The organism is Treponema sp. R6D11, from assembly GCF_054786075.1.
On record NZ_BDHD01000655.1, the window covers coordinates 1 to 648 of the forward strand.

At 33.5% G+C, this 648-nt stretch carries 1 protein-coding gene and 1 tRNA gene; both read right to left on the reverse strand.

The features are described 5' to 3' along the window. Positions 1–243: 243 nt before the first annotated feature. A tRNA-Ala gene (locus ACYVTD_RS15300) sits at positions 244–317 on the reverse strand. Between the two features lie 85 nt (positions 318–402). After that, positions 403–648: hypothetical protein (locus ACYVTD_RS15305; protein ID WP_461248563.1), on the reverse strand; the 246-nt coding region annotated here is incomplete at its 5' end.

The window sequence follows — 648 nt, forward strand, 5'->3', positions numbered from 1 at the left end:
AATTTATTCCCCATTAAAACTGCAAGGAAAATACGCCTTATTACTTAAGAATATTAATTAAAAGAAAAAATGTCAATATATTAAGATATTTATTTTTATATTCTTGAAAAACGGCTATTTGTATAAAATAACCAAAAAATAGGCATTTCCTACAAATAAAAAGAGGCGTTTTTATGCATAAAAATGGCAAAATTTGAGAAAAATATGGATTTTTGAGTATTGCCCTCAATAATGAGAATTTCCTGGAGGTGAGGGGAATTGAACCCCTGACCTCTTGAATGCCATTCAAACGCTCTAGCCAACTGAGCTACACCCCCGGAAGTTCCTTTACTTTAGCTGATCTATGGGGGTGTGTCAAGGTTCTGTATATATGTTAATATACACCTTAATTATTTTTTGCCACTAGTCGCAATCATCGCATACAACACAATCACAACTATTGCCGCACTTGATGCACATATCAACGTAATCAGGACATTTCGGATAGATACAGAACCATACAACAAACATATTTTTACGGATCTTTAATTCCGGCTCGTTAAAATATTTATATTCAACAGGTTGAACCTCACCGTTAATACAAACTTCATCATTGCCAAACATAAAACCAAATGCTACTTTACCATCGCACAAATAGCCATCATTTAG